Below are 26,503 nucleotides of genomic sequence, written 5' to 3'. Positions count from 1 at the left end.
GGGCCCGAATCCGAATCAGGGGTGGTCGTGGTGGTAGGCAAGTTCGAACGCAACAAGGACACCGTGCAGGAATTGACGGAGTCCGCCGCGAATCATGTGGGAAAGATCGCCGTCATCATCGCGGGGGCGGTTCGCGATGTCACCCGTGAGATCGGCGACTGGGTGTCCGACGGGATCGAAATGCGCGAGGCCGCAAAGAAGGCTCGCGAAGATTCGCCGGTCGGCAAGGTCATCAACGGAGAGTTCGAGAACCGCTGACCTTTCAGCCTTGACGATCCATTAGAGCGTTACCGCCGACGCCGGGTCACCGGTCCGCGAGGACCGGGGGCTCGGCGTCCGGCATTTTCGGATCTCGAGGCGAAACAATCTCAAAGAATGTTTGGCGTTCGTTTTCATACTTTCGGATCGCCAAATGGGTTACCGTTACCGGACGAACCACTAAGCGGCAGGAAAGGCGGCTCGACATGCGGTTGGATACCTCGTTCGCGCATTCCACGACCACATCTCATTCAATTGATCGCTCGTCGGCTCGCCCTGGCCGCGGAAACACACACGCTCTCGAATCGCTGAGCGCGCAGGTCGTGGCGCGATGCTTCCGAGCCGACAGGCTTCCGGTGAACGGTGAGCTGGAACCGGTGCGCTTGGCTGCCGATGATCTTGCGCGAAGCGGAGTGGCGCTACGCGACGCTCAGCGAGCCGTACACGTGGCTGTCAGTGCGGGACTCAGGACCAGCGTCGACGGCGACGCGGGTAGTGACGGCACGGATGTAGTCGGCAATGCAGTGTTCATGATGCGAGTTCTCGAGATACTGGGCAATGTCGTGTCCTCTACCTACCTCGATCACTGCAGGCAGGATTCGGGTGCGACGGGGGAGCGGGTCGCACAGTTGGTCGACCTTCTCGCATCGGACGATCCCGAAGCGCGTGCGGTTGCCGAGCGCAACGGAATCGAGGTAGCCGCGGAGTACGACGTGGTGTTCGTCCGATTCGTCGAAAGCGGCGCAGACGGCGGTCGGTCGATCACCCGGACACTCGACGCCGCTGCGGTCGCTGCTGCAGAGGCTGCCCTTGCCTCGGCCTCCTCCGTACGTGGTGCGTTGATCTCGCTGACCGCAGCGGGAGGAACCATTCTGGTGCCCTGCGTGGAATCGAACTCGGTCGAAGAATGTGTCGCTCGAGTCGGCTCGGTCCTACGCGTTGGAACTGTGTCCGCGACTGCGCGAGCGGCGCTAGGCGCCATCGAAGGTGCGGTGACCCACTGCCGCGAGTTGGTGGACCTGGCGAGATCGCTTCGGATGCAACCCCGGTTGTACCGCACGAGCGACTTGGCGCTGGAATATCAACTGTCGCGCCCCGGGCCCGGACGCTCGCGACTGCGATCGGTCATCGCACCGCTCGACGCGTTCCCGGAACTCATGCACACATTGCGGACCTTCGTCGACAGCGAAGCGAACCGTCGGGCGAGTGCGAAGTCCCTCTATGTTCACCCCAACACAGTCGATTACCGGTTGAAGCGAATAGAACAACTGACGGGAGTCGACCCGCTGAGTTCCACAGGGCTCATGTCTCTGCATGCGGCCCTCGTGGTGGACAGCCTCGAGCAGGCAAGCGTTGCACCTATTTCGCGCGAGAACGTGATCGCCGAAGCGTCGTGACCCTCGGTGCGGCGCCGACCGTCACTGCGCGATCGGCGCCCACGCAGCGGACGCTGTCAGTGATTACTCGGAACCCGGCGTCCGTTATCTCTCACACCGGAAGATGTGGATAGTCCGGGCTTCGGTGTTGGAACGCAAGGATGTTCGGATTCGCCACTGCGCCGTCGCGGATCTCGATCGATCGCTTGATGGTGTCATCGGCATCCCACGCGGCTGGGCCGTCGAGGACGGTACTGATGAACGGCAACAGCGATTCGCTGATTTCCCACGTCGCCGAATCCCAGAGGTACGACGGACTGTGGTCGACTGCGTAGTACCGGACGTTGTCGCCCACGGTGAACATGGGATCGGTGAACGAGGTTGGACGCGCCCATTCGAAACCCATGCCTTCGTCGCACGAGACATCCACGATCAGAGTGCCCGGATCGATCGATTCGAGGTCGGCGTTGGTGAGAAACGTCAACGGTGAATTCGTATCCTGCAGAACGCAGTTGACGATTATATCGTGATCGCCGAGGAATTCCGACAGGGGAACACGCCCGGTGTCCGTCAAAGCCCTACTGCGACGCGGGTTCTCGCCGTCGAGGTCGAAGTTGACGATTCTCGCGGAGTGGATCGGGGAGCTCACCGCGGTGACTCCGCGCTGAGTGAGTACGTCGACCTCGTGAATGCCGTGAGCGTTCAGAGCAGTGACCGCGCCGCGGGCAGTTGCCCCGAAACCGATAACGGCTGCTTTGAGCCTGCGACCGTAGTCACCGGTTGCGCCGATCAGCTGCATCGCGTGCAGAACCGAGCAGTATCCAGCGAGCTCGTTGTTCTTGTGAAAGACATGCAGACTGAACCATCCATCTGCTGTCCAGTGATTCATGGCTTCGAACGCAATCAGAGTCAGCTTGCGGTCGATGGCGACCTGCGTCAGTTTCTCGTCCTGTACGCAATGTGGCCAGCCCCATAGAATTTGGCCGTGCCGCAAGGACTCCAGGTCGGTCGACTGCGGTTTGGGGAGAAGGATCACATCGCACTGATCCACGAGTTCCGCGCGGGAACGCATGCCGCCGGTGAGCGACGCGATGTACTCGTCGGAGATTCCGAAGGGCAGTCCGTATCCGGTCTCGAAATAGATTCGACGCCTGAGCTCGTCGGGAATCCGGTCGATGTGCAAGGGATGTATCGGGAGGCGGCGTTCGTTCGGCTTCGATGACCGTGACGTGACGCCGAGGGTGAACTGGTGCACAATGGCCCCTTCGGTTGAGATCAGTCAACCACAACTCTGGCGCCCCGCTGACCCCTCGAGCAGCGCATCGAGCCGAACTCGGAAGCCTCCACCGAGTGAATTGAGCGAGCGGGTACACTCGTTCTCCGTGCTCGTACGAGGCCAACGGCCGGCGACGAGCAACGCCTCCGTAGCTCAGGGGATAGAGCAAGGGCCTTCTAATCCCTTGGTCGCAGGTTCGAATCCTGCCGGGGGCACTTCTCGGTGAGAAGGTGGTTCATGCGCGACATCCTCGATGATCTGTTAGCCGTGTGGCGTGCCGGAGGAACGGTCGGCATCGGAACCGTCGTACGTACGTTCCGATCGGCGCCGCGTCCTGCAGGCGCGTCGATGATGGTGAGTTCGGATGGTTCGGTACACGGATCGGTATCGGGTGGTTGCGTCGAGTCGGCGGTCTACGAGGCTGCGACGCTTGTTGCGGCCACCGGAAATCCGGTTCTCGAACGCTACGGAGTCAGTGACGACGATGCGTTCGCGGTGGGTCTGACATGCGGCGGGATACTGGACATCTTCGTCGAATCCGTCTCGCAGAACACCTTTCCCGAACTCGGCGCAGTCGCCGACGCCATAGCGGCCGACCGTCCCGTTGCCGTAGCGACGGTTGTCCGGCATCCTCTCGTCGAACGCGTCGGCCTGCGCATCGTGATCGAAGAGACCGACCATGCCGGTTCCGTGGGATCGGCCCGGTCCGATGCTGCGGTCGTCGACGACGCGCGTGGCTTGTTGGCGTCCGGGCGGACGGAAACGTTGACCTATGGACCCGACGGGGAGCGCCTAGGAGATGGGATGGACGTGTTCGTTTCCTCCTACGCCCCGCGCCCGCGCATGCTGGTTTTCGGCGCCATCGATTTCGCAGCCGCCGTCGCCGAACAGGGCACGTTCCTCGGTTATCGCGTCACGGTGTGCGATGCACGGGAGGTCTTTGCCACGCAACAGCGGTTTCCGTCCGCCGCCGATGTGGTCGTCGACTGGCCGCACCGCTACCTCGCCGGACAGATCGCTGCGGGCGCGGTGGATGACCGGACGGTTGTGTGCGTGTTGACACACGACCCGAAATTCGACGTTCCGCTGCTGGGCATAGCTTTGCGCCAGGCGAACTTTGCGTTCGTCGGAGCAATGGGATCCCGCCGGACCCACGAAGATCGCCTGCTTCGATTGCGGGAGGCCGGGTCGACCGAGGTCGAACTCGCGCGATTGTCGAGTCCTATCGGCTTGGACCTGGGGGCCCGGACTCCGCAGGAGACAGCGGTGTCGATCGCCGCCGAGATCGTCGCGCGTCGATGGGGTGGAACAGGGGAGCGGCTCGCGGGTCAGCGGGGACGCATTCACCACGACTGAGCGTGTGCCACGTCATATGATCTACGACGTGCAGTAGGACTTTGGGGGCGCTGGGTATCTGCGCACTGCAGAGACCTCTTACTCTGGGTGTATGGCAGCACCGCATGTGGAGACGAAGGAACCGGCATCGAGCGAGTCCACGGGGCTGGCGTCGACCTCGGTGTTCGCGACGGCCGGCCTCATCGCCGCTGTCGTGGCTGCCCTCGTGATCAGTCTGTCGGCTTCGGACGCATTGGTTCTGCTCGGCATTCCCGATCCGGGTCCGGCGACAACCTATGGCCTCCCGGCTGTGCGCGCAATCGGTGAGATCGCGGTGTCGATCGCCATCGGTTCGTTCCTTCTCGCCGCGTTCCTGGTTCCACCGCAGAGGAGCGGGGTACTCGACGTCGGCGGCTATCGCGCCGTACGGACCGGGTCGGTCGCTGCAATCGTGTGGGCTGCCTGCGCACTGGTTCTCGTACCCCTGACGCTGTCCGACACTTCTGGGCAACCCTTCACCGTGGCCGTCCAGCCGAGCAACTTGTGGGTCGCGCTCGATCAGGTTGAGATCGCGAGCGCATGGCGATGGACAGGCCTTCTTGCCGTGGTGCTCGCGATCCTGTCACGCGCGGTGCTTCGTTGGTCGTGGACGCCCCTGCTGCTGGTGTTCGCACTCGGAACGCTCATGCCGATCGCCGTCACCGGTCACTCGTCTTCGGGCGGCTCGCACGACGTCGCGACCAACAGTCTGATTCTGCACCTGGTCGGCGCGACGTTGTGGGCGGGTGGATTGTTCGCGGTACTCGCACATGCTCGACGCAAAGGTGCGCACACCGACGTGGCGACCAGACGATTCTCGGCGATCGCGACCGTGTGTTTCGTCGTCATGGCCGCCTCGGGAGTCATCAATGCACTCGTCCGCGTATCGATCTCGGACCTGTTCGACACCCTGTACGGACGGTTGATCCTGGGGAAGATTTTCGCGCTCGTCGTGCTTGGGATCTTCGGGTGGGTTCAGCGTCGCCGCTCCTTGCCCGCGCTCGCGGAGAACCCCGAATCACGAGGAGCGTTGATCCGCTTCGCCGGCGGCGAGGTTCTGGTGATGGCAGCCACGATCGGCCTGGCCGTCGGTCTCGGGCGCACTCCGCCGCCCTCGGACGTCGATCCCAACCTTTCCCTCACCGAGGCGGCACTGGGATACGACTTGAACGGGCCCCCTTCGGTGGCTCGGCTCGCGTTCGACTGGCGGTTCGACCTGATCTTCGGGACCGCGTCGATCGTGCTCGCGGTGGTGTACCTGCTCGGTGTACGGAGACTGCGCAAGCGGGGTGACGCTTGGCCGGTCGGCAGGACCGTCGCATTCGTGCTCGGGTGTCTGACGATGCTGGTTGCGACGTCCTCGGGCGTTGGAAGGTACTCGCCTGCGACGTTCAGCGTGCATATGGGCGCCCACATGGCCCTGTCGATGCTGGTACCGGTTCTCCTTGCCCTCGGAGGTGCCTTGACTCTGGCGCTCCGGGCCCTGCCCGCTGCGGGCAAGGATGGGATTCCGGGACCGCGAGAGTGGTTGCTGCTTGCTCTGCACAGTCCGGTCTCGAGGTTCCTGACCCAACCCGTCGTCGCGGCGGTGCTGTTCGTCGGCGGTTTCTACGCGCTGTACCTCGGCGGCATCTTCGGTGCGATTCTCGACAATCACGCCGCTCACCTGCTCATGAACGCTCACTTCATACTCAGCGGGTACCTCTTCTACTGGGTGGTCATCGGGGTCGATCCGTCACCGCGGCAGATCCAGCCGATCACGAAGCTCGCGATGGTCTTCGGTTCGCTGCCGTTCCATGCGTTCTTCGGTGTTGCGCTGATGAGCATGAACACGGTGATGGGCGGCTGGTACTACCGCACGCTCGGTCTCGACTGGAATGCCGATCTGATGGCCGATCAGAAGCTCGGCGGCGGCATCGCTTGGGCGACAGGTGAGATCCCTCTGGTGCTGGTGATGCTCGCACTGCTGGTTCAGTGGTCCCGTAGCGACGACCGAAACGCTCAGCGGACGGACCGCGCGGCTGATCGCGATCACGACGCCGACCTTGCCGCACACAACGCGATGTTCGCCGAATTGGCTCGACGAGACCGCGAGGCCGATCGCTGAGTTCGACTGTTCGTCAGTCGGCCGCGGTGATCTTGGTGAGAATCCGCTGCAGCTCCTCGCGCTCGGCGGCGTCGAGAGTGTCGAACAGTTCGACTGCCACTTTGCCTCGCGCGTCGTCGATATCGTGCAGCCTGGTGCGCCCGGTGTCGGTCAGTGACACCAGGACGGCTCGACGATCCGCTGGATCGTCAGCACGGGTCACGAGATCGGCAGCTTCGAGTGAGTCCACGATGTCCGTAGCCGATCGGGCGACGATGCGCAGCTGATCCGCGAGGGCGCGCAACCTCATCGGTTGCCCTTCGCGGGCCAAGACATGCAGCGCCCGGCTCTGGGACGGATTGAGGCCGAAGGGTTCGAGTGCGCCCATGTGCGTGTGGCGTATCCGGCGCGCGACGGCCATGAACGAATCGGCGAGGTTCGGGGTGTCTCCCGTGTGCATGGCGACAGCATAGCCCGGGTTGCCCGCAACCTCATAATGAGGTAACCTCTGCTTTATGCTTCACTTCGACCCAGGAGGATTACTTGGTACGCACACAAAGAGAAATCGCTGTCACTGATCCAGCGCCCGTCGGGCGAGTGCTCGCACTCTTTCGTCCCTATCGCACCCGCATCGCGGTCGTCACCGCGATCATCGTCTTCAGCGCCGTCGTCGCGCTGGCGTCACCCTTGCTTCTCCGCGAGCTGTTGGATCATGCCATCCCCGATCGCGACGTCACCCTCGTCACGCTGATCGCAGCCGGCATGATCGCCGTCGCAGTCGTCACCAATACCCTCGGCGTTCTGCAGACGTGGATGTCCAACGGTGTCGGTCAAAAACTCATGCACGACCTGCGGGTTGCCGTCTACAGCCACCTGCAGCGGCAGTCGCTCGGGTTCTTCGCGCGCACACGCACCGGTGAGGTGCAGTCACGCATCGCCAACGACATCGGCGGGATGCAATCCGTCGTCACCAACACGGCGACCTCCATCGCACAGAACGCGACCACGGTGTTCGCCACGATCATCGCGTTGTTCTTACTCGACTGGAAGCTCGCGCTGTTTTCGCTGATCATCCTGCCTGTCTTCGTGAGAATCGCACGGCGTATCGGCAACGAACGCCGCAAGATTTCCACCACACGACAGAAGTTGCTCGGTGAACTGTCCGTTCAGATCGAAGAGTCACTGTCGGTCAGCGGAATCCTTCTCGGCAAGACCACTGGATCCTCCGGTGTGTTGACCGAGCAGTTCGCGAAGCGGTCCGACGAGGTCGCCGACGTCGAACTCAGAGCGATGATGGCAGGCAAATGGCGCATGGCGAGCATGCAGATCAGCTTCGCCATCATGCCGGCGCTCGTGTACTGGTTCGCAGGTATCACCATCGGGAACGGAAGTGCCCTCACCGTAGGAACATTGGTGGCGTTCACCACGCTTCAGACTCAACTCTTCCGTCCAACGATGCAGTTGCTGAGCACCGGCGTCGAAGTGCAGAGTTCACTTGCACTCTTCGGTCGAGTCTTCGAGTATCTCGACCTCCCGGTGGACATAGACGAGCCCGCTTCGCCCACCGTCGTCGTGCGCGAGAACGTGCAAGGCAATGTCGCCTTCGAACACGTGGGATTTACCTACACGGATGCCACGCAGCCGACGTTGACCGATATCGACATCGATGTGCCGGCGGGAACCACGCTCGCACTCGTCGGATCCACCGGGTCGGGCAAGACCACGCTCGGCTATCTCGCGGCACGGCTACACGACCCGAGCGAGGGTCGAATCACGATCGACGGCATCGATCTTCGAGACCTGAGTACCTCCGCTGTCGCCGATCTCGTTGGCGTCGTATCCCAGGAGACGTACCTGTTTCACGCGTCGATTCGTGAGAATCTGAGGTTCGCCAAGCCCGACTCGAGCGACGTCGAGATCGAACAAGCGGCGCGCATCGCCCAGATCCATGACTTCGTCGTAGCTCTCGACGACGGATACGACACGTTGGTCGGCGAGCGCGGATACCGATTCTCCGGCGGAGAGAAGCAGCGCCTCGCGATCGCACGCACAGTGCTGCGGAACCCACCGATCCTGATCCTCGACGAGGCCACGAGTGCGCTGGACAACAGCACCGAGCGTGCCGTGCAGAAGGCACTGGACGAGCTGATGAAAGGCAGAACGACGATTCTCATCGCCCATCGGCTTTCGACCGTACGGGCGGCAGACCGCATCGCTGTTCTCGATCGCGGACGGGTCGTGGAAATCGGCACGCACGAGCAGTTGATCGGAGCCGACGGCCGGTACGCAGAATTGGTGCACGCGTCGGAAGGCGTTCCCGCAGTGATCGATCCAGAACGCGTCGCAGCGTAATTCGGCCCGAGACAGGACGGACAATGTATTACACCCTCGTCGACAGCGTCCGTGCCGAGATCGACATCAAGAAGTCCCGGTTCGTCGCTGTCGTTGCCCGAGCCGACTCCTCAGGAGCTGCACGAACTGTCGTCGCGGACGCCAGGAAGGCGAACAGTGCAGCAGGACATCATTGTTCCGCGTTCCTCGTCGGCGACGTTCCTGGAACGAGAATCGCACGCAGCAGTGACGACGGTGAACCGAGCGGAACTGCGGGGAACCCGATGCTCGAAGTCCTGACCGGCCACAACCTGACCAACGTCGTCGCTGTCGTCACCAGATTCTTCGGTGGCACCAAGCTCGGCACCGGCGGGCTGACCCGCGCCTATTCCGGTGCGGTGGCCGAGGCGCTGGCGGATGCACGATTGAACCGGAGAGTCCAGCGTGACCTGATCGGAGTCGAGCTCGATCACGCCGACGTCGGACGAATCGAGTCCGAGCTCCGCGGGCGCGGAATCACGGTCGTGTCGGTCGACTACCGGGCTCGCGCGGTGTTGACGCTCGCGGTGCCCGACGCCGAGGTCGTGTTCGGTGTTCTCGCCAATCTGACCTCAGGGACTGCGGAGCCTGCGCTGCTCGGTTCCGAGTACATCGACGAGGCCGTTTAGGTCCTAGCACGACGCACCGACGAGTTTTTCGTCGACAACGCTTCCGGCAGTGGGTTGTACACAGGTGTCGGCTTTATCCACAGATTGCGTTTCCGCCCGTTTTCGGTGGCGTTTCCACGGCACAGTGGATACGAGTCGGGTGCCACCCGATCGAAATCGACAGCCGAGGGGGCAGTTCATGTACGAGGCGCAATGTGCAGTGGTGGGGACGGTCATCACCAATCCGGTCAAGCGAGTGACCGCATCCGGTGACGAGGTACTGAGCTTTCGAATGGCAAGCAACGCGCGACGACAAGATCGCACGAGTGGCGAGTGGACCGACGGCGGCACCCTGTTTCTGACGGTCACCGCCTGGCGCAGGTTGGTCAAAGGCGTCGGCGGGTCGTTGATGAAGGGTGATCCCGTCATCGCCTACGGGCAGCTCAGAACAAACGAGTACACCACGAGAGAAGGCGTGGAACGATCTGCTCTCGAGATGACCGCCAGCGCGATCGGTCCCGATCTCGCACGCTGCATCGTCAAGGTCGAGCGCGCCAAGCCGGTGTACGCGTCGACGCAGGACGAAGGCCGGGAGGAGGACGAGTCCGATGACTCCTACGTTGAATCCGGCAGCGCAACCGGATTCGATGAGCCCGAATCCACGTCGGAATCGCAAGAGCCAGTGGGTGTGGGCGCCTAGGTGCCCAGGCGATCACCTTCGTAGTCCGGGCCCGCGTCAATGGTCGATTCGGGCCCGGATGAAAGTGGAGCCGATCAGGCGATAGTGTCGGAGGCGCTGTGGACCGATAAGCTGGCCCACATGGCGGAATTCATCTACACCATGAAGAAGGTGCGCAAGGCGCACGGCGACAAGGTCATCCTCGACGACGTCACGATGAGCTTCTACCCAGGAGCGAAGATCGGCGTCGTCGGTCCCAACGGCGCCGGCAAGTCCAGCATCCTGAAGATCATGGCCGGGATCGACCAGCCCGGAAACGGTGAGGCGTTCCTCGCCCCGGGTGCATCGGTCGGCATCCTCATGCAGGAACCGATCCTCGACGAAACCAAAACAGTTCGTGAGAACGTCGAAGACGGCCTCGGCGAGACAATGGTGCAGCTCAAGCGCTACAACGAGATCGCGGAGCTCATGGCTACCGATTACTCGGACGAGCTCATGGAAGAGATGGGTGAGCTGCAGGAGAAGCTCGACCACGCCGACGCGTGGGAGGTCGATTCTCAGCTCGAGCAGGCCATGGACGCGCTGCGTTGCCCGCCGCCCGAGTCCGGTGTCACCAACCTCTCCGGTGGTGAGAAGCGCCGTGTCGCGTTGTGCAAGCTGCTGCTCAGTAAGCCGGACCTGCTGCTTCTCGACGAACCGACCAACCACCTGGACGCCGAGTCGGTGTTGTGGCTCGAGCAGCACCTCGCGGCCTACGCTGGTGCGATTCTCGCCGTGACCCACGACAGGTACTTCCTCGATCACGTTGCGCAGTGGATCTGTGAGGTGGACCGCGGAAGGCTGCACGCCTACGAGGGCAACTACTCCACATACCTGGAGCAGAAGGCTGCGCGACTCGAGGTCGCGGGCAAGAAGGACCAGAAACTTCAGAAGCGCCTCAAGGACGAGCTCGCCTGGGTCCGCTCCGGAGCCAAGGCTCGCCAGGCGAAGAGCAAGTCGCGTCTGGCCCGCTACGACGAGATGGTGGCCGAAGCGGAGAAGACCAGGAAGCTCGACTTCGACGAGATCCAGATCCCGAATCCGCCACGGCTCGGTGACGTCGTGGTCGAGGTGAAGAGCCTGGACAAGGGGTTCGACGGTCGCGTTCTGATCAAGGACCTGTCGTTCACGTTGCCGCGTAACGGCATCGTCGGCGTCATCGGCCCCAACGGAGTCGGTAAGACGACGCTGTTCAAGACCATCGTGGGTCTGGAGGAGCCGGACGGCGGCGAGGTCACGGTCGGTCAGACGGTCAAGCTCAGCTACGTCGACCAGAACCGTTCGGGTATCGACTCGAAGAAGACCGTCTGGGAGACGGTGTCCGAGGGCCTGGACTTCATCACCGTCGGGACCTCGGAGTTCCCATCGCGCGCCTACATCAGTTCGTTCGGCTTCAAGGGGCACGATCAGCAGAAGCCGGCCGGAGTGCTCTCGGGTGGTGAGCGAAACCGTCTCAATCTGGCGATGACGCTCAAGCAGGGCGGCAACCTGATCCTGCTCGACGAACCGACCAACGATTTGGACGTGGAGACACTCGGCTCGCTGGAGAACGCGCTCGAAGAGTTCCCGGGTTGTGCCGTGGTCATCTCGCACGACCGGTGGTTCCTCGACCGGACGTGTACTCACATCCTGGCCTGGGAAGGCGGCTTCGGAGACAACGAAGCAGCCTGGTACTGGTACGAGGGCAACTTCGAGGGTTACGAGGCCAACAAGGTCGAGCGGCTGGGACCGGATGCGGCTCGCCCGCATCGCGTCACGCACCGCAAGTTGACCAGGGACTGATCGTTGGCCGACAAGAGATTCGAGTACCGACTTCAAGTCCGGTGGAGCGACTCGGATCGGCTCGGGCACGTCAACAACACCCGATTCGTCGAATATCTTCAGGAAGCTCGGGCGAACTTCATCACGCAATGCCTGCTCGAGGCGGAGGGTGCGCGGGGAGCGACGGTCGTGCGCAAGCTGACCATCGACTTCCTGCGCCCCTTGTTCGACGACTCGGGTCCGTTGGCGATCGAGATTTCGATTTCGAGCATCGGAAGGACGTCGTTCGGCGTCCGGCATGCGGTGCGCGATACCCACGGTGCGCTGTGCGCCGAGGCCACTGCCGTCATGGTTGCGTTCGACCTCGACACGCAGCACGCTCGGCCGTTGATCGACCGTGAGAAGGCAGTGCTCGCCGACTACGTCCACACCGCGCTCGACACCGAGTAGCCCGGCACCGCCGTCCGCACGACCGTTCCCCGATAGGCTCGCTGAGGCGAGGCCTTCGGGGCAACCGGTGGGCGCGGAAATCCTCACAAGGGAGTGTGGTTCAAGACATGCCGAACACGGCGGGTACGACGGATACCGACTGGACGAAAGAACTGCCGCCGGAGTTGACATCGCGGTTGCCGGAGATCGAGGCGGCGTACTTCGCACACGTCGACCTGGCCGATCGTGGCAACACCATCACCTCTGCAGAGCAGTACGTGTTCCGGTTGCACCTGCAGCTCGCTGCCCGCCGGATTCAGGGCAACGCCAATGTCCGGCTTCACGTTCCAGACGAGTCGAACACGGCGACGGGGCCGTCGTTGCAGATCGTCACCGATGACATGCCGTTGCTGGTCGAGTCGGTCGTGTCGGGGCTGTCGCGGTTGGGCGTCTCGGTCACGGAGATCATCCATCCCATCCTTTCGGTCACGCGCGAGCACGATGGGCGCCTCGTAGACGTCGGATCTTCCGCTCCGGGGACAGCTCGTGAATCGTGGATGCATCTGCAACTCGGCACCGGCGTCTCCGAAGACGTACTCGCTACGGTGGAACCTGCCATCAGGCAGGTGTTGAACGACGTTCGTGAAGTCATCGGTGATACCGAAGCCATGCGTGAGATCCAGAATTCGGTTGCGGCAACGCTGGAGGACGCGGCGACCGGGCGCGAGGCGACTGCCGCCGCTGAGCTACGCGACGCAGCCGGATTGCTGCGATGGCTGGCCGACGGCCACTACACGCTCCTCGGGTACCGCAAGTACATCGCGACGGAGGGTGCGGACGGAACGGTGCGCGCCGTGTCCGACGACGACAGCGGACTCGGAGTGCTGCGCCGCGACCAGGGCCTCGTGTCGGACTCGTGGACGCTCGACACACGGACCGAACTGGTCAACCTGACGCAGGGGTCGAGCCCAGCGACAGTGCACCGCTCGGTCTACCCGTATTTCGTGACCCTCTTCGACTCGGCGAATCCAGAGTTCGGAGAGCACCGGTTCGTCGGAGTGTTCACCGTGACCGCGTTGCACGAGAACGTCCTCGATATCCCCGTCATCGAATCGCGTGTGCGGTCGGTGATCGATCGCGCGGGTTACGACCTGTCGTCCTTCTCCGGTCAAGCGTTGCTCGAGGTACTCCAGTCGATACCTCGCGCAGAACTGTTCGCGACCGATTCCGACGCTCTGTACGAAACAGCCACAGCCGTTCTTGCGCTCGGTCGCCGACGGAAGGTCAAGGTATTTCTACGTGAGGACTCCAACGGTGCCTTCGTTTCGGCGCTCGTGTACCTGCCTCGCGATCGGTACACCACCCGGGTCCGGCTGGCCGTTCAGGATGCACTCCTTCGCGAACTGCGCGGTTCGGCAATCGATTACACCGCGCGGGTCACCGAGTCCGATCTCGCCCTTCTGCACGTGACCGTGCGACGCGACCGCGAGCAGTCGGGCGCCCCCGATCTCACCCGCGACAACGTGGCGCGGATCGAAGCGTTGCTCACCGAGACGATCAGGACCTGGGAAGACGGCTTGGCCGAGGCGGTGACGGCGAGTGCGACCACGGACTCGGGCGTCGCATCCAAGTACGCAGACGCCTTGCCCGAGGCATACAAGCAGGATTTCGGGCCCGAACGTGCCGTGTTCGACATCGCGCGTTTCGAGGCCTTGGCCGACGGTGCCATCGACATGCAGCTGTACCGCAACGCCGAATCCGACATCGGGAGTTGGCGTTTCAGCCTGTACATCGGTGGTAGGGGAGTGTCCCTCAGTCAAGTTCTCCCGGTCCTGCAGAGCCTGGGTGTCGAGGTCGACGACGAAAGACCGTATCCGGTAGTTCGCCCGGATGGACTGCAGTGCTGGATCTACGATTTCGGGGTGTCGGCGTCTCGCGAGATGCTGCTGGCTGCGATCGATGGTGACCTCGATGCCGAATTGCAGGGAGCCGGCGCTGCAGATCGCGAATCGCGTGTCCAACTCCGGTTCACCGATGCCTTCACCGCGGTGTGGGAAGGGCGCGCAGAGGCGGACCGATTCAACGAGCTGGTCATGCGTGCAGGTCTCGACTGGCGGCAGGCGCTGGTTCTGCGTGCGTACGCAAAGTACCTGCGGCAAGCCAATTTTCCGTACAGTCAGTTCAACATCGAGGGCGTTCTGCTGGCCAATCCGCGCACTGCGCAGTTGCTCGTCGGACTGTTCGAGGCGCAATTCGATCCAGACAACGCCTCCGAGGATCGGTCCCTCGAACTGAGTGGCGAACTGAAGTCGTTGATCGATCAGGTCATCAGCCTCGACGCAGACCGCATTCTCCGCGCCATCTTCGAATTGATCCGAGCGACGCTGCGCACCAACTTCTACGTGGTCGACGACGGTGATACGCGTCGGGAGTTCCTCTCGCTCAAGCTCGATCCGCAGCAGATCGAGGAACTGCCCAAGCCCAAGCCGACCTTCGAAATCTTCGTGTACTCCCCCCGTGTCGAAGGCGTCCATCTCCGTTTCGGGGCAGTTGCACGTGGTGGATTGCGATGGTCGGACCGTCGGGAAGACTTCAGGACCGAGGTGCTTGGCCTCGCCAAAGCGCAAATGGTCAAGAATGCCGTCATCGTGCCGGTCGGCGCGAAGGGTGGCTTCGTCGTCAAGCGTCCGCCTACCGCATCGGGCGATGCCGCGACCGATCGCGCCGCGACAGCCCAGGAGGGGCAGGCCTGTTACAGACTCTTCATCGCCGGCCTGCTGGATGTCACCGACAACTTGGATCGTGCAACCGGATCGGTGATTCCGCCGAGCAGGGTAGTGCGCCGTGACGACGACGACACCTATCTCGTCGTCGCCGCCGACAAGGGCACCGCGACGTTCTCGGACCTGGCCAACTCGGTGGCGGAGGAGTACGGATTCTGGTTGGGTGACGCCTTCGCGTCCGGCGGCTCCGCGGGGTACGACCACAAGGCAATGGGGATCACCGCGAAGGGCGCGTGGGAAAGCGTCAAACGTCACTTCCGTGAAATCGGAATCGATACGCAGAAACAAGATTTCACCGTCGTTGGCGTCGGAGACATGAGCGGTGACGTGTTCGGCAACGGAATGCTGCTCAGCCGTCACATCGGACTGCTCGCGGCCTTCGACCACCGGCACATCTTCCTCGACCCGACCCCTGATCGGGCTCGGTCCTTCGCCGAACGTGAGCGGTTGTTCGCACTGCCGCGCTCGTCGTGGGCGGACTACGACGCGTCGCTGATCTCGCCTGGTGGTGGAGTGTGGGAGAAGACGGTCAAATCGGTACCGGTCAGTGCGCAGGTGCGGGAAGCGCTCGGTCTGGGCCAGGACGTTACTTCGTTGTCGCCGCCCGAACTGATCCGTGCGATTCTGACGGCGCCCGCCGATTTGTTGTGGAACGGCGGGATCGGTACGTACATCAAGGCATCGAGCGAATCGAACGCCGACGTCGGTGACAAGTCGAACGACGCGGTTCGGGTGAACGGCAACGACGTTCGTGCGACAGTGGTCGGCGAGGGTGGCAACCTCGGCGCCACCGCACTCGGGCGCATCGAGTACGACATGGCGGGCGGTCGAATCAACACCGATGCCGTCGACAACTCCGCTGGCGTCGACTGCTCTGACCACGAGGTCAACATCAAGATCCTGCTCGAAGCCGCAATCGCCGACGGGGCGCTGGACCGAGACGACCGCGACGAGTTGCTCGCCTCGATGACGGACGAAGTCGGTCGATTGGTGTTGTGGGACAACATCATGCAGAACGAACTGCTGGGAACATCGCGGTTCGACGCGCCGGCGTTGCTGACCGTTCACCGACGCGTCATCGAAGATCTGGAGACGAGGCGTGGACTCGATCGGGAGCTCGAAGCTCTGCCGAGCGAGACCGAGATTCGCAAGCGTAAGGCAGAAGGACGTGGACTGACCTCTCCGGAGCTTGCGACATTGATGGCTCACGTCAAACTGACCCTGGAAAGCGATCTGCTCGCGAGCGAGTTGCCCGACAGCGACGTGTTCGCGTCGCGATTGCCCAAGTACTTCCCGGCGCCGTTGCGGGAGCCCTACGCGAGCTCGATCACCTCCCATGCGCTTCGCAGGCAGCTGGTCGCCACCACCCTGACCAACGAAACCGTCGACCGCGGCGGTATCACGTACGTCTACCGGTTGGCCGAAGATGCCGGTGCCACGGGGACCGACGCAGTGCGCGCGTTTGCCGCCGCCACCGCGATCTTCGGTCTCGAAGACCTGTGGCAGGAGATTCGCACCGCAGGCATGCCGACGGCGTCCTCGGACGAATTGCTCCTCGAATCGAGGAGGGTCCTCGACCGTGTGGCTCGGTGGTTGCTGACCAACCGTCCGCAACCACTGGCTGTCGGCGCCGAGATCAGCAGGTACGCGGGCAAGGTCGCTGCATTGAGCGGAATGGTCGGCGGATGGATCGACGGCCACCACTCGCGAAATCTCGACGGTCGCCTGAAAGCTGCCGTCGGCCGCGGAGCACCCGAAGAGCTTGCGACCAAGGTCTTTCGGCTACTCGACGTCTTCTGTCTGCTCGACGTCATCGATGTCGCCGACATCGTCGAGCAGGACCCGGCCGAGGTGGCCGAACTGTACTTCGCGTTGGATGCGCATATCGGGATCGATTGGTTGCTGACGTCGGTGTCCGGACTCGCGAGAGGAGACCGCTGGCATTCGCTGGCTCGCCTGGCCCTTCGCGACGACCTGTATTCATCTCTGCGCGCGATCACCAGGGAAGTGATTCTCGGCGGCGAGCCGCACGAGAGCACGGCCGAGAAGATCGCCGAATGGGAGTCGACGAACATGTCGAGGCTGGCACGCGCACGTGCAGCCCTCCGCGAAATCGCCGAATCGGGAACGCTCGACCTCGCCATGCTGTCGGTTGCTGCGCGGCAGGTCCGAAGCATGGTCCCGTAGAGCTGACCGATCGACATCGAAACGAGAAGAGGACACCCGCTGTGACCGTTCCCGCCGAACACCTGTCGGACCATCGAGAGCCGAAGGAGCGCATCGGTTTTCATACGAGCGTCGAGGTTCGCTGGTCGGACATGGACGTCTATCAGCACATCAACCACGCACGGATGGTGACGTTGCTGGAAGAGGCCCGCATCCCGTGGTTGCTGATCGACGGTCGGCCGACCGCGAACCTGCGCCACGGGGCGGTGATCGCGGACTTGCACGTGAAGTACCGCGGACAACTGCGGCACGAGGACGGACCTTTGGACGTGGTCATGTGGGTCGACAAGGTTCGCGCGGTCGACTTCGTCGCGGGATACGAGGTTCGAGCCAAGGGCAAGTCGCTCGACACTCCCGCGGCCATCGTGGCGTCGACGCAGATTGCTGCGTTCGACATCGATACGCAAAGACTGCGTCGGCTCACCGATGCCGAGCGCGTGTATCTGCAGAGCTGGCAACGTGTTTGAGCGGGTTCTCACCATTCCCGATGCCGTCGAACGCGAAAACCTGACGGCATTCCTGGGCAAGGCACTTCGGCTCGACGAGGCAGCCGTGGTGCGACTCAGAATGAGATCCGACCAGCGGTTGTCGGTATGGGTGTCGACGGGTTTCGACGCGCTGGCCGTGCGGGTCGTATCGGGAACGATCGTGCCCGACGACACGTCGGCCGGTGCCGATCAACTCCTCGCGGCTCTCGGTTCGGCCGTCGACGGCGTCGTCGACCCCGGTTTCTCGATGGATTCCGCGTGGCGCGGTGCCCTGCCCCCGGATGGAGGTTTCGAGCACGTCGACGACGTACCCGCCCGGGTGCTGATCGGTCTGGCCGGGCGAGGTGCTGCGTTGGCGAAGGAGCATGGGTCGAGTCACGGTCCGCCGGTGTCTCTGCTCGATCAAGAGGTGCTGCACGTCGACGGCGGTGCCGAAGATGTCTCGATCACGATGAGGACCGTGTTCGCCTTGACTGCAATGGGTTTCGTGCCGTACACCGGCGAGGACCCGCTCACAGCCGACGTCGACCTGGCGCGAATCGACTCTGCCGAGATCGTTCGTGTACGCGCGACCAAGGTGTGGCTGCGGTTGGACGCCCGCTACGGATCGGTGTTCAGTCGGCGGGCCAACCCGCTGTCGTTGACTGTCGAGCGCTAGCTCCCAGGCGGGTAGTGGCTCATACGAGCCAGGCAGCTGCGTCGGCGGGGAGTTGGCCGTCGACCAGCGGTGCGCTTGCCATCAGCAGTTCACCCGGGGGTAGGGGGATGGGCACGTCGGTCGCGTTGAGCGCGCAGATCAACCCGCCGCGTCGACGAAAGGCCAGGCATCCGGGAGGGCTGCCGTACCAATCCAGCCCCGAGCCGTCGAATTCGGGCCGCAGCGCCCGGAGTTCGAACGCCGACCGATACAGGCTGAGCATGGAATCGACGTCCTCCAATTGCTGCTCGACCGTCAGTGAGGCCCACTCCGCGGGGATGGGAAGCCATGTTTTTGCCGAGGTGCTGAATCCGAACGGCGGAGTCGGACCTTCCCACGGCAGTGGAACCCTGCAACCGTCGCGGCCACGTTCGGTGTGTCCGGATCGCTCCCACACCGGGTCCTGTAATGCATCGTCGGGGAGTTCGACGTTCGGAAGCCCCAGTTCGGCGCCGTTGTAGATGAACACAGCACCGGGCAACGCCAATTCCAGCAGGATCATTGCCCGTGCACGAGCGGTTCCACGGGCACCGCCGCCGTATCGACTGACTTCCCGCACTACGTCGTGATTCGACAAAGTCCATGTAGGGGTGCCGTCGACCAGGGCAACTGCGTCGAGTGAGTTGGTTACCGCTTCGCGGATCGCGGCGGCGTCGAACTCGGCTTCGGCCAGACGGAAGTTGAACCCGAGGTGGAGCTCGTCGGCCCGGATGTACTCGCTGAATCGGACGTTGTCCTGCACCCAGATCTCGCCGACGGTGGTCGCGTTCTCGTACTCGTCAACCACCTTGCGAATTCCGCGATGAATGTCGTGCACTGCGTCGTTGTTGAAGCGTGGGTCGTTGTCGTCGTTCTTCATCAACGCGTTGTGTTCGAGTTCCATGTCCGGCAGTCCGGCCGGCTTGGCCATTCCGTGCGCAACATCGATGCGAAACCCGTCGACGCCTCGATCGAGCCAGAATCGAAGTGTTGTTGCGAGGTCCTCGGAAACCTCGGGATTGTTCCAGTTCAGATCGGGCTGTTCGGCGGCGAAAATGTGCAGGTACCACTGGCCGAGCGAGCCATTCGATTCGCGGACGCGTGTCCACGCGGGGCCGCCGAAGATGCTGGGCCAGTTGTTCGGAGGCTCCGAGCCGTCGGCGCCTCGACCGTCGCGGAAGATGTACCGATTCCGTTCGGGACTTCCGGGCTCGGCCGCCAAAGCCGCAACGAACCAGGGGTGCTGATCGCTCGAGTGGTTCGGTACCAGATCCATCGTGACTTTGATATCGCGTGCGTGGGCCTCATCGATCAGCGCGTTCATGACATCGAGATCGCCGAACAGGGGATCGATCGCGCGCGGGTCGGACACGTCGTACCCGTGATCGGCCATGGGGGACTTCATCACTGGGCTCAGCCAGATCGCGTCGATGCCGAGAAGTTCCAGATATCCCAGCTTCTCGCGAACTCCGCCCAGATCACCTACGCCGTCGCCGTTGGAGTCTGCGAACGAACGCGGGTAGATCTGATAGAAGACCGCATTCTTCCACCACACGTCGGACATACTCGAGTTCGGATCGGTCACAATGATCAAGTCTGCCAAACGGTGCCCCTGCGACTCGATCAGGTACCGAGTTGATCTTCGTCACCGTCATCGACACAGACATACCGTAGAACAGGTTTCTGCCGGAAAAACGGTCGCTTTGTCCGAAAGATGAGGTACCGTGTCGAACTAACCGGAACGAGGGGCAGCACAACAGTCATGACCGAACAGTCGATCGAGGCAGTACGCCTGAGTGAAGTGCTACTTCAGCCGAGCCCCATCAATCCCGAGTGGATTCTCGATGGAACGCCGCAGGCGAGGGTAGCCGAATGGTCCCGAAGTGTGGACGGCACCACGACGACCAACGTCTGGGACTGCACCGCGGGCCGATTCAGGTGGTACTTCGCGATGGATGAAATCGTCCACATCATGGACGGCTCTGTGACGGTTTCTTCGGACGACCACCCGGCTCGCACTCTGGTCGCCGGCGATGCCGCCTTGTTCCGCGCCGGAACATGGTCCGAGTGGAACGTGGACGACTATGTGCGCAAGCACGCCATACTCAGACGCAACCTGCCACCGTCGTTGTTGCTGGCTTTGAAGTTCGGAGGCAACGTCCGGGCCGCGCTACGCAGAGCAAAGGGACTCGGCCGTTCCGATCAGCCCGCCACGGTGTCCACGAACCTCTGACCTTCGGGCGAGCGCCCGGCCTCAGAACGAAGAATTGACCATCGAATTCGCTGCCATTTCCATGTAGTCGATGATCTGTGCCCGGTGCGTCGCGTCGAGTACCGAATCGTCGATGGACGCGATGGCAACGTGCATGCACCGTAGCCATGCATCGCGCTCGAGCAGTCCAATCCGAAACGATGCGTGCCGCATCCGCAAGCGAGGATGCCCGCGCTCGTCGGAGTACGTCCGCGGACCACCCCAGTACTGCTCGAGAAACATCCGCATTCGCCGTTCGGCCGGACCGAGATCCTCCTCTGGATACAACGGTCGGACGATCTCGTCTTTGGCCACTTCTTCGTAGAACTTCGCGGTGAGTTTGTGGAACGTGTCCGCGCCGCCGACCGCGTCGTAGAAGGTCTGCTGCGGTTCGGTCATCGTCTTGTTCTCTCCGCTCGTTCGCAATGGCTCGGGTTCGTGTGGTCGTTCTACTGTGTCAGGCCGACGATCGTGCCGCCCTGGCGCCCTTCCGGGTACGGTGCCTTGACGCCCGCATCGTCGAACGCTTGAAGAATTTCACGGTGCAGCCGTCGCTGGACGGCCCACTGCTTACCCGGCCGCGTCTTGACGGTGATGCGAATGGTGACAGTGTCCGCACTCACCGCGTTCACGCCGAGCATCTCGGGATCCCCCAGAAGATCGTCCTCGAAGGCCCCCGACGCAACGACGTCGAGTGTCGCCTTTTCCGCCACCTCGCACGCCTCGTCGAGATTTGCCGTGTGGGCGACAGGAAGGTCGAGGACTGCGACGGCGAATCCCTGGCTCATGTTTCCGACGCGAAGGACCTCGCCGTTTCGGCAGTACCAGACCGTGCCGTTGATGTCGCGGATCGTGGTCACGCGCAACCCGACGCTTTCGACGGTTCCCACCGCTTCGCCCAGGTCGACGACGTCACCGACGCCGTACTGATCTTCCAACAGCATGAAGATGCCCGAAAGGAAGTCGCGGACCAGGTTCTGAGCGCCGAAGCCAAGCGCCACGCCGACAATGCCGGCCGAGGCGATGAACGGCGTCACGTTCACCCCGACGACGTCGAGCACCGAGAGAACGAACCACGTCAGGATCACGACGGAGACGCCCGATTTCAAGACGGACCCGATCGTTTGGGCGCGCTGCCTGCGCCGCTCCGTGAGAATGCTCTGCTTCATCGTCGACGGTGCGCGCTCGCGCAACGGTCGCAGGAGCATAGGGCCTTTGTCGCTGCCGGCCGCGTTGCGCTGGGTGAAACGATCGATCAGCTTGTGGAGCACGAGGCGAAGGAGGATCGCCAGTACGACGTACCCGACAACCTGTAATGGCCTGTCCACCAGCCAGTCTCGACCGGTTTCGGTAAGTTCGAAAGCCCGTGTGTCGAGGGCGAGTGCAACTAGGTCTTTGGGTGAGCTCGAATCGAATACAGACACTTGCAAAGTCTACGGACGTCGCGAAATCTCGCCACCCTCCCCGCAACTTCTTTCGTGTTGTCTCGAAATTCATGCTTCGGCCACCGCGACGATTGCCAAAAGGGGTGTGCAGACCGCGTGTTTTCGTGTTCCACTGTCTCACGTGTTCCGCGCAAGCCATGCGCGGACGCCGACAGCTTTTGGGAGTACACCCATGAAGAACAAGCAGAACCGCCATCGACAACTCCTGCCCACCGACGTCCACGACACCGCAGACCAGCGGGTACGGATATCGGGGGCCTCTCCACTTCATGTAGTTTCTCCCGGTGAATCAGGGCCTGACTGCGAAGGCGCCGTTCCTGCCTGGGTCAAGCGCCGAGTGCTGCTCCTCAACGCCACTTTCGAGCCGCTGACCGCCCTGCCGATGCGTCGCGCAGTGGTTCTGCTCGTGTGCAACAAGGCCGATGTCGTTCACGACGACCCCTCCGGCCCGTATATTCGCTCAGCGGATTTCGCCGTCCAGGTCCCGTCGGTGATCAGGCTGAGAACCTTCGTCCGTGTTCCGTATCGGGCGCGGGTGCCGATGACTCGAGCGGCCCTGATGCACCGCGACCGATTCCGGTGCGCGTACTGCGGCGCAAAAGCAGAGACCGTCGATCACGTCGTTCCCCGCAGCCGTGGCGGCGAGCATTCGTGGGAGAACTGCGTTGCCTGCTGCGCGCCGTGTAACCATCGCAAAGCGGACAAAATGCTCAGTGAGCTGGGGTGGTCGCTCCGGGCCCAACTCGTTCCGCCGAAGGGTCCGCACTGGCGACTGCTCGCGAGCAACAAAGAACTTGATCCGTCCTGGCTGGCGTACCTGGGTGAGGGCGCGGCCTAGCGACGAGGTCTGAGTAGACCCGGCGTCGCTCTGCGGTGAAAAGTCGGCTAACGTCACATCCTGTGAGCATCCTGGAGACTTCGCTGATATTCGGCGTGATTCCGATCGCGATAGTCGGAATCATCGGCGCACTGTCCTACCTCGCCGAGAGGCAGCCCGGCCTGAGCGTGACGCCGTACCGGCTGTCCGACGAATGGACACGTGAACCAATGTTGTGGACCGCGACCGACGAGGTGACACCGCATGGTGGGCACGGCGACGCGCACGCATCCGCATCGGATTCGATCGGAGGGTCGGCAAGTGGCAAGTGGTGAGCTGGTCAAGAGGAACGTCGACGTCGAGGACCTGCCCTACGGTTCCGCGCTGACATCGAGCGGCCGTGTGTCGGCTGCACACGAGTTCGGGACGAAGAGTCCCACGCACCTCCCGTTCGCAACTCAGGATCTGGTCGCGCTGGACGACGCGCTGATCGAGGCGACGCGCGCGACGCAGATCAGGTTCAACGTCTACGTCGGCGATCTCGGCGACGACGTGGCGGCAGGAGCGGACGAGGTGTTCCCCGGAACACCCGACGCGATCCGGTCGGTTCTGATCGCCGTGGATCCCAACCACAAAGCCATCGAGATTCGTACCGGGCGGCGTGTGTCCGATCGCGCGACCGCTCGGGTCGCCCAGCTGGGTATCACCGCGGCCGTCGGGCCGTTCCGCGATGGAAACCTCATCGACGGGCTCGTGAGCTCGGTGCGCGTCATGGCCGCCGCGATCGTCAGTCCCTAGCACGTAGTCCACGAGAAAGGCGCCGTCCGCGAGGACGGCGCCTTTCGTGGTTCGAAGGTCAGCTCGCGTCGAACTCGCGCGCCGCGAGGGAGCGGACGATGCCTGCCCGGCCCTCGATCACCAACCGTCGCAGTGCCGGTGGCAGATCCTTCTCGAGAAACGCATCAGCCGCCGCTACGGACTTCTCGCTGATCGACCACGACGGGTACAGACCGATCACCACGGTCTGGGCGACCTCGCTCGACCGACGGGACCACACGCCTTCGATCGCCGCGAAGTACCGCTCGACGTAGGGCGCGAGCAATTCGTCCTGCCCCGGACCTGCGAAGCCGCCGATGATCGACCGCGCTGTGATGTTCGGGACGGAGTCGTCGTCCACAACAGTGGTCCACGCCTGCTCCTTGACCGCGGCGTCCGGCCTGATGGCCCGAGCCGCTGCTGCCGAGCGTGCACCAGCCGCAGTGTTGTCCCGTGCGGCCTCGGAGTCGATGACGGGTGAGGAAATGCCCTCACCGTCGATTGCACCTGCAGCTGCAAGCGCGGACACCAGACGCCACCGAAGATCGGTGTCGACGTCGAGACCGTCGAGATCCTGACCCGCAACGTCGCCGTCGAGCAACGCGCGTACGACGCTCACGTGCCGCTCGGACAGCGTCGAGCCGGTCAGTGAGTTGACGAATGCCAGCTGATGATCGGAACCCGCTTCCGCACCACGTGCGAGTTCGAGCAGTGTGTCCGCGAAATCGGGCTGACCGTGCTCGGCCGCCCATCCCGGTTCGGCGTAGCTGCTGATCGCGGTCTGCGCCTGCAGCAGCAGGCGCTGAACCACGCCGACCTCGGTCTCGGCCGCGATACCGCGCTGAACGAGGGCGACGAAATCGCGCGCCTTCATCTCGGCCTGACGCGTCATCTCCCAGGCTGCCGACCATGCAAGGGTGCGGGGGAGTGGCTCGGCGATGTCGCCGATCCTGGCCACCAGGACCTCGAGCGATTCCGGATCGAGTCGCACCGCGCAGTACGTCAGGTCATCGTCGTTGACGAGAACGAGCTTGCCTCGCGAAACGCCGACCAGAGCGGGAACGTCGGTTCGCTCGGCGGCATCCAGGTCGAGTTCGACGCGCTCCGTGCGCACCAACTTTCCGTCCACATCGTCGTAGATGCCGACGGCGATGCGGTGGACTCGATGCTCGCCCGCGCCCGGTGCCGCGCCGCTCTGCTTCACGGTGAAGCGCGTGAACTTGCCATCGGAGTCGACGTCGAAGTCAGGACTGAGCGTGTTGAGACCGGTCGTGCGAAGCCACTGGTCGCCCCAGTCGGACAGGTCTCGGCCCGACGACTTCTCCAGAGCGGCAAGAAGATCGGAGAATGTTGCATTGCCGAAGGCGTGATCGACGAAGTAGCTGCGCAGGCCGGCGAGAAAGTCTTCCTTGCCGACGTAGGCGACGAGCTGCTTGAGCACACTCGCGCCCTTGGCGTAGGTGATGCCGTCGAAGTTGACCTCGACAGCAGCCAGATCGGGGATGTCCGCGGCGATCGGGTGCGTGGAGGGGAGCTGATCCTGCCGGTAAGCCCAGGCCTTCTCGACGTTGGCGAACGTCGTCCACGCATTGGTGTACTCGGTGGCCTCGGACTGGCACAGCACCGAGGCGAATGTTGCGAACGACTCGTTGAGCCACAGGTCGTCCCACCACGTCATGGTGACGAGGTCGCCGAACCACATGTGCGCCATTTCGTGCAGCACGGTCTCGGCGCGGCGCTCGTACGAGTACCGCGTCACCTTGGACCGAAATACGTAGTCCTCGAGGTAGGTGACAGCACCCGCATTCTCCATCGCACCTGCGTTGAACTCGGGAACGAACAGCTGGTCGTACTTGCCGAAGGCGTACGGGGTGCCGAAATTGGCGTGGTAGAACCCGAATCCCTGCTTGGTTTCGGTGAACAGACGCTCGGCGTCCATGTGCTCGGCGAGCGACGCCCGGCAGTAGATGCCGAGTGGGATCGTCCCGTGGTCGTCGGAGTATTCGTCTGTCCACTTCGCGTACGGACCGGCGATGAGAGCGACGAGGTACGTGCTCATCAGCGGTGTCGTATCGAAGACGTGCTCACCGGCAGCAGGCTCGGCGGCGCGCGCCGAGTTGGAGATGACTTCCCAGTCGTTGGGGGCAAGGACCTTCACGTCGAACGTTGCCTTGAGATCCGGCTGGTCGAAACAAGCGAACATCCGCTTGGCGTCGGCGGTCTCGAACTGCGAGTACAGGTAGACGGATCCGTCGGACGGATCGACGAATCGGTGCAGGCCTTCACCGGTGTGCGAGTAGACGCAGTCGGCGACGACGACCACCTCGTTGGTCTCCGCCAGATTCGGCAGTGCGATCCCGGATTCCTCGTCGTAATCGGCGATGTCCAGTTCGGTTCCGTTCAACGTCGCAGACCGGATGCTCTCGGCGACGATGTCGACGAACGAGGACGAACCAGCAGTCGCCGTGAACGTGATGGTCGTCGTCGACAGAAACGTCTTCTCACTCGGGTTTCCCGAGCCGTCGGTGAGGTCCAGGACGATCGAATAGGCGGTAGTGCCGATCACACTCGACCGCGCCGAAGCTTGGTCGCGGGTCAGGTTGGGAGCAACCACAGACGTGTTCACCTTCTCGAGTAGATAACGGTTGGTGCGTCCATCCCATCACGCCTACGGTCGGGCATGCTTGTGGAGGGCGCGCGCCTGGGGAATGTGCAGGCGACGACCGAGGTTGGCAAGTCACAGAT

The 26,503-nt window shown here is 63.1% G+C and carries 22 protein-coding genes and 1 tRNA gene; 17 read left to right on the top strand and 6 right to left on the bottom strand.

What is annotated here, in order from left to right:
• Nucleotides 1-30 precede the first annotated feature (30 nt).
• Together D8W71_RS20200 and D8W71_RS20195 are read left to right on the top strand one after the other, a co-directional pair.
• Complete coding sequence (locus tag D8W71_RS20200; protein ID WP_121119642.1) at nt 31-258, top strand: hypothetical protein; 228 nt, start codon at nt 31-33, stop codon at nt 256-258.
• A gap of 206 nt (nt 259-464) precedes the next feature.
• Nucleotides 465-1,655 carry a PucR family transcriptional regulator gene (locus D8W71_RS20195; RefSeq protein WP_121115975.1) on the top strand — a complete coding sequence of 397 codons (1,191 nt, stop codon included), beginning with the start codon at nt 465-467 and terminating at the stop codon, nt 1,653-1,655.
• Nucleotides 1,656-1,746: 91 nt separating this feature from the next.
• Here the strand turns inward: D8W71_RS20195 and D8W71_RS20190 are convergent, their stop codons facing one another.
• A complete protein-coding gene (locus D8W71_RS20190; protein WP_121115973.1) occupies nt 1,747-2,889 on the bottom strand; it encodes a N(5)-(carboxyethyl)ornithine synthase in 1,143 nt (380 codons plus the stop codon).
• A 163-nt stretch (nt 2,890-3,052) separates the two neighbouring features.
• Between D8W71_RS20190 and D8W71_RS20185 the strand changes: the two genes are divergently transcribed.
• From D8W71_RS20185 to D8W71_RS20175, 3 genes are all read left to right on the top strand, one after another.
• Nucleotides 3,053-3,125: transfer RNA gene (locus D8W71_RS20185), tRNA-Arg, on the top strand.
• A 22-nt stretch (nt 3,126-3,147) separates the two neighbouring features.
• The gene (locus D8W71_RS20180; RefSeq protein WP_121115971.1) at nt 3,148-4,266 is read left to right on the top strand and encodes an XdhC family protein; all 1,119 of its coding nucleotides are present in this window, start codon (nt 3,148-3,150) and stop codon (nt 4,264-4,266) included.
• A gap of 91 nt (nt 4,267-4,357) precedes the next feature.
• Nucleotides 4,358-6,391 carry a cytochrome c oxidase assembly protein gene (locus D8W71_RS20175; RefSeq protein WP_121115969.1) on the top strand — a complete coding sequence of 678 codons (2,034 nt, stop codon included), beginning with the start codon at nt 4,358-4,360 and terminating at the stop codon, nt 6,389-6,391.
• A gap of 13 nt (nt 6,392-6,404) precedes the next feature.
• Here the strand turns inward: D8W71_RS20175 and D8W71_RS20170 are convergent, their stop codons facing one another.
• Nucleotides 6,405-6,830: a MarR family winged helix-turn-helix transcriptional regulator gene (locus D8W71_RS20170; RefSeq protein WP_121115967.1), complete on the bottom strand. Its 426-nt coding sequence runs from the start codon at nt 6,828-6,830 to the stop codon at nt 6,405-6,407.
• An 83-nt stretch (nt 6,831-6,913) separates the two neighbouring features.
• Here D8W71_RS20170 and D8W71_RS20165 point away from each other — a divergent pair, with 83 nt between their 5' ends.
• The 8 genes from D8W71_RS20165 (at nt 6,914) to D8W71_RS20130 (ending at nt 18,411) form a co-directional block, all read left to right on the top strand.
• Nucleotides 6,914-8,722, top strand: coding sequence for an ABC transporter ATP-binding protein (locus D8W71_RS20165; RefSeq protein WP_201265145.1), 1,809 nt, complete (start codon nt 6,914-6,916; stop codon nt 8,720-8,722).
• A gap of 23 nt (nt 8,723-8,745) precedes the next feature.
• On the top strand, nt 8,746-9,369 hold the full coding sequence (locus tag D8W71_RS20160; protein ID WP_121115965.1) for an IMPACT family protein: 624 nt from the start codon (nt 8,746-8,748) through the stop codon (nt 9,367-9,369).
• A 178-nt stretch (nt 9,370-9,547) separates the two neighbouring features.
• Nucleotides 9,548-10,048 (top strand): single-stranded DNA-binding protein, encoded by a 501-nt coding sequence (gene ssb / locus D8W71_RS20155; RefSeq protein WP_236077520.1) that lies wholly within the window; start codon nt 9,548-9,550, stop codon nt 10,046-10,048.
• A 120-nt stretch (nt 10,049-10,168) separates the two neighbouring features.
• A complete protein-coding gene (gene ettA, locus D8W71_RS20150) occupies nt 10,169-11,848 on the top strand; it encodes an energy-dependent translational throttle protein EttA (protein ID WP_121119638.1) in 1,680 nt (559 codons plus the stop codon).
• Between the two features lie 3 nt (nt 11,849-11,851).
• Entirely contained in the window at nt 11,852-12,277 is a 426-nt protein-coding gene (locus D8W71_RS20145) for an acyl-CoA thioesterase (RefSeq protein ID WP_121115963.1), read from the top strand.
• Between the two features lie 107 nt (nt 12,278-12,384).
• Complete coding sequence (locus D8W71_RS20140) at nt 12,385-17,226, top strand: NAD-glutamate dehydrogenase (RefSeq protein WP_121119636.1); 4,842 nt, start codon at nt 12,385-12,387, stop codon at nt 17,224-17,226.
• A gap of 41 nt (nt 17,227-17,267) precedes the next feature.
• Nucleotides 17,268-17,732 carry an acyl-CoA thioesterase gene (locus D8W71_RS20135; RefSeq protein WP_121115961.1) on the top strand — a complete coding sequence of 155 codons (465 nt, stop codon included), beginning with the start codon at nt 17,268-17,270 and terminating at the stop codon, nt 17,730-17,732.
• Nucleotides 17,725-18,411 (top strand): hypothetical protein, encoded by a 687-nt coding sequence (locus D8W71_RS20130; protein WP_121115959.1) that lies wholly within the window; start codon nt 17,725-17,727, stop codon nt 18,409-18,411. Before D8W71_RS20135 ends, D8W71_RS20130 begins: the two co-directional genes overlap by 8 nt.
• Before the next feature lie 19 nt (nt 18,412-18,430).
• On the opposite strand, the gene D8W71_RS20125 is transcribed toward D8W71_RS20130, so the two are convergent.
• Nucleotides 18,431-19,993: a glycoside hydrolase family 13 protein gene (locus D8W71_RS20125; protein ID WP_121119634.1), complete on the bottom strand. Its 1,563-nt coding sequence runs from the start codon at nt 19,991-19,993 to the stop codon at nt 18,431-18,433.
• 198 nt (nt 19,994-20,191) lie between these two features.
• On the opposite strand from D8W71_RS20125, the gene D8W71_RS20120 reads away from it, so the two are divergent.
• Nucleotides 20,192-20,662, top strand: a complete 471-nt coding sequence (locus D8W71_RS20120; RefSeq protein WP_121115957.1) for a cupin domain-containing protein — start codon at nt 20,192-20,194, stop codon at nt 20,660-20,662.
• Nucleotides 20,663-20,683: 21 nt separating this feature from the next.
• On the opposite strand, the gene D8W71_RS20115 is transcribed toward D8W71_RS20120, so the two are convergent.
• Nucleotides 20,684-21,079, bottom strand: coding sequence for a globin (locus D8W71_RS20115; RefSeq protein ID WP_121119632.1), 396 nt, complete (start codon nt 21,077-21,079; stop codon nt 20,684-20,686).
• 50 nt (nt 21,080-21,129) lie between these two features.
• Complete coding sequence (locus D8W71_RS20110; protein ID WP_121115955.1) at nt 21,130-22,104, bottom strand: mechanosensitive ion channel family protein; 975 nt, start codon at nt 22,102-22,104, stop codon at nt 21,130-21,132.
• Between the two features lie 193 nt (nt 22,105-22,297).
• On the opposite strand from D8W71_RS20110, the gene D8W71_RS20105 reads away from it, so the two are divergent.
• The 3 genes from D8W71_RS20105 to D8W71_RS20095 all read left to right on the top strand — a co-directional run bounded on the left by D8W71_RS20105 (nt 22,298) and on the right by D8W71_RS20095 (nt 23,740).
• On the top strand, nt 22,298-22,963 hold the full coding sequence (locus D8W71_RS20105; RefSeq protein ID WP_201265144.1) for an HNH endonuclease: 666 nt from the start codon (nt 22,298-22,300) through the stop codon (nt 22,961-22,963).
• A gap of 62 nt (nt 22,964-23,025) precedes the next feature.
• Nucleotides 23,026-23,277, top strand: a complete 252-nt coding sequence (ctaJ, locus tag D8W71_RS20100; RefSeq protein WP_121115953.1) for an aa3-type cytochrome oxidase subunit CtaJ — start codon at nt 23,026-23,028, stop codon at nt 23,275-23,277.
• Nucleotides 23,264-23,740 (top strand): DUF5130 family protein, encoded by a 477-nt coding sequence (locus tag D8W71_RS20095; protein WP_121115951.1) that lies wholly within the window; start codon nt 23,264-23,266, stop codon nt 23,738-23,740. Before ctaJ ends, D8W71_RS20095 begins: the two co-directional genes overlap by 14 nt.
• A 58-nt stretch (nt 23,741-23,798) precedes the next feature.
• Here the strand turns inward: D8W71_RS20095 and pepN are convergent, their stop codons facing one another.
• Nucleotides 23,799-26,372 carry an aminopeptidase N gene (gene pepN, locus D8W71_RS20090; RefSeq protein WP_121115949.1) on the bottom strand — a complete coding sequence of 858 codons (2,574 nt, stop codon included), beginning with the start codon at nt 26,370-26,372 and terminating at the stop codon, nt 23,799-23,801.
• Between the last annotated feature and the right edge of the window lie 131 nt (nt 26,373-26,503).

The organism is Rhodococcus sp. P1Y (genome assembly GCF_003641205.1).
In the GTDB taxonomy this organism is placed as follows: Bacteria; Actinomycetota; Actinomycetes; order Mycobacteriales; family Mycobacteriaceae; genus Rhodococcoides.
Note: the sequence above shows the minus strand (reverse complement) of the source record. Positions and strands in the feature narration are given on the sequence as shown.

Bases quoted from the DNA above. Each gene is read 5' to 3' on its own strand.
- ettA (WP_121119638.1), top strand. From the start codon at position 10,169: ATGGCGGAATTCATCTACACCATGAAGAAGGTGCGCAAGGCGCACGGC.
- D8W71_RS20120 (WP_121115957.1), top strand. From the start codon at position 20,192: ATGACCGAACAGTCGATCGAGGCAGTACGCCTGAGTGAAGTGCTACTT.
- D8W71_RS20105 (WP_201265144.1), top strand. From the start codon at position 22,298: ATGAAGAACAAGCAGAACCGCCATCGACAACTCCTGCCCACCGACGTC.
- D8W71_RS20195 (WP_121115975.1), top strand. From the start codon at position 465: ATGCGGTTGGATACCTCGTTCGCGCATTCCACGACCACATCTCATTCA.
- D8W71_RS20125 (WP_121119634.1), bottom strand. From the start codon at position 19,993: ATGTCCGACGTGTGGTGGAAGAATGCGGTCTTCTATCAGATCTACCCG.
- D8W71_RS20160 (WP_121115965.1), top strand. From the start codon at position 8,746: ATGTATTACACCCTCGTCGACAGCGTCCGTGCCGAGATCGACATCAAG.
- D8W71_RS20180 (WP_121115971.1), top strand. From the start codon at position 3,148: ATGCGCGACATCCTCGATGATCTGTTAGCCGTGTGGCGTGCCGGAGGA.
- D8W71_RS20175 (WP_121115969.1), top strand. From the start codon at position 4,358: ATGGCAGCACCGCATGTGGAGACGAAGGAACCGGCATCGAGCGAGTCC.
- D8W71_RS20170 (WP_121115967.1), bottom strand. From the start codon at position 6,830: ATGCACACGGGAGACACCCCGAACCTCGCCGATTCGTTCATGGCCGTC.
- D8W71_RS20115 (WP_121119632.1), bottom strand. From the start codon at position 21,079: ATGACCGAACCGCAGCAGACCTTCTACGACGCGGTCGGCGGCGCGGAC.
- D8W71_RS20140 (WP_121119636.1), top strand. From the start codon at position 12,385: ATGCCGAACACGGCGGGTACGACGGATACCGACTGGACGAAAGAACTG.
- ssb (WP_236077520.1), top strand. From the start codon at position 9,548: ATGTACGAGGCGCAATGTGCAGTGGTGGGGACGGTCATCACCAATCCG.